The following is a 2,115-nucleotide window of genomic DNA, read 5'->3' as shown; positions in this document are numbered from 1 at the left end:
CGAGAAGGAATTCGAGAAGCGTTTCCAGGACAAGCGCGGCAAGATCACCCAGGGCGACGACCTCGCCCCGGGCGTGCTGAAGATGGTCAAGGTCTACCTGGCGGTGAAGCGCCGCATCCAGCCGGGCGACAAGATGGCCGGCCGCCACGGCAACAAGGGCGTGGTGTCCACCATCGTGCCGGTCGAGGACATGCCGTACATGGCCAATGGCCAGTCGGTCGACATCGTGCTGAACCCGCTGGGCGTGCCGAGCCGCATGAACATCGGCCAGATCCTCGAGACCCACCTGGGCTGGGCCGCCAAGGGCCTGGGCGAGAAGATCGACCGCATGCTGCAGGCGCAGGCGAAGGTCGCCGACCTGCGCAAGTTCCTGGACGACATCTACAACCACGACCGGGCCACCGGCGAGGTGCGCGTCGACCTCAAGCAGTTCAGCGACGCCGAGCTGCTGTTGCTGGCGAAGAACCTGTGCGACGGCGTGCCGATGGCCACCCCGGTGTTCGACGGTGCGGCCGAGTCCGAGATCAAGCGCATGCTCGAGCTCGCCGACCTGCCGACCAGCGGCCAGACCGTGCTGCACGACGGCCGCACCGGCGAGGCGTTCGAGCGCGAGGTGACCGTCGGCTACATGCACATGCTGAAGCTGAACCACCTGGTCGACGACAAGATGCACGCCCGTTCGACCGGCCCGTACTCGCTCGTCACCCAGCAGCCGCTGGGCGGCAAGGCGCAGTTCGGCGGCCAGCGTTTCGGCGAGATGGAAGTCTGGGCGCTGGAAGCCTACGGCGCGGCCTACACCCTGCAGGAAATGCTGACGGTGAAGTCCGACGACGTGCAGGGCCGCAACCAGATGTACAAGAACATCGTCGATGGCGAGCACGAAATGGTGGCCGGCATGCCGGAGTCCTTCAACGTGCTGGTGAAGGAAATCCGCAGCCTGGCCATCAACATGGAGCTGGAAGAGACCTGAGGGAAGGCGACGCCTTCCCGATTCTCGATTCCCGATTCCCGGAGAAAGACATGAAAGACCTGCTCAACCTCTTCAACCAGCAGCGCCCGGCGCTGGACTTCGACGCGATCAAGATCGCCCTGGCCTCGCCGGACCTGATCCGCTCGTGGTCCTTCGGCGAGGTGAAGAAGCCGGAGACCATCAACTACCGTACCTTCAAGCCCGAGCGCGACGGCCTGTTCTGCGCCGCGATCTTCGGCCCGATCAAGGACTACGAGTGCCTGTGCGGCAAGTACAAGCGCATGAAGCACCGCGGCGTGGTCTGCGAGAAGTGCGGCACCGAGGTCACCCTGGCCAAGGTGCGCCGCGAGCGCATGGGCCACATCGACCTGGCGTCTCCGGTCGCGCACATCTGGTTCCTCAAGTCGCTGCCCTCGCGCATCGGCCTGATGCTGGACATGACCCTGCGCGACATCGAGCGGATCCTGTACTTCGAGGCCTACGTGGTCACGGAGCCGGGCCTGACCCCGATGGAGCGCGGCCAGCTGCTCAACGAAGAGCAGTTCATGCAGATGCGCCAGGAGCACGGCGACGACTTCGACGCCGCGATGGGCGCCGAGGCGGTGTTCGAGCTGCTGCGCACGATCGACCTGCAGGCGCAGATGGTGCAGCTGAAGGAAGACATCGCCGCCACCGGTTCCGAGACCAAGCTCAAGCGCCTGACCAAGCGGATCAAGCTGGTCGAGGCGTTCCTCGAGTCGGGCAACCGCCCCGAGTGGATGGTCATGACCGTGCTGCCGGTGCTGCCGCCGGACCTGCGTCCGCTGGTGCCGCTGGACGGCGGCCGCTTCGCGACCTCCGACCTCAACGACCTGTACCGCCGCGTCATCAACCGCAACAACCGCCTGCGCCGCCTGCTCGAGCTCAACGCGCCCGACATCATCGTGCGCAACGAGAAGCGCATGCTGCAGGAGTCGGTGGACGCGCTGATGGACAACGGCCGCCGCGGCCGCGCCATCACCGGCACCAACAAGCGCCCGCTGAAGTCGCTGGCCGACATGATCAAGGGCAAGCAGGGCCGCTTCCGCCAGAACCTGCTCGGCAAGCGCGTCGACTACTCCGGCCGTTCGGTCATCGTGGTCGGCCCGTACCTCAAGCTGCACCAG

At 66.0% G+C, this 2,115-nt stretch carries 1 protein-coding gene and 1 pseudogene; both read left to right on the top strand.

Annotated features, from left to right (window positions below; translation table 11 throughout):
- Positions 1 to 970, top strand: a 970-nt coding sequence (locus V6M57_RS07350) for a DNA-directed RNA polymerase subunit beta (RefSeq protein ID WP_442968792.1), incomplete at its 5' end; no start/stop codon positions are given.
- Between the two features lie 50 nt (positions 971 to 1,020).
- Positions 1,021 to 2,115 (top strand): annotated as a pseudogene (locus tag V6M57_RS07345) (DNA-directed RNA polymerase subunit beta'); the annotation flags it as partial.

The organism is Ramlibacter sp. (assembly GCF_036676645.1).
Lineage (GTDB): Bacteria > Pseudomonadota > Gammaproteobacteria > Burkholderiales > Burkholderiaceae_C > Ramlibacter.
This window is presented reverse-complemented; position numbering and strand designations above follow the sequence as displayed.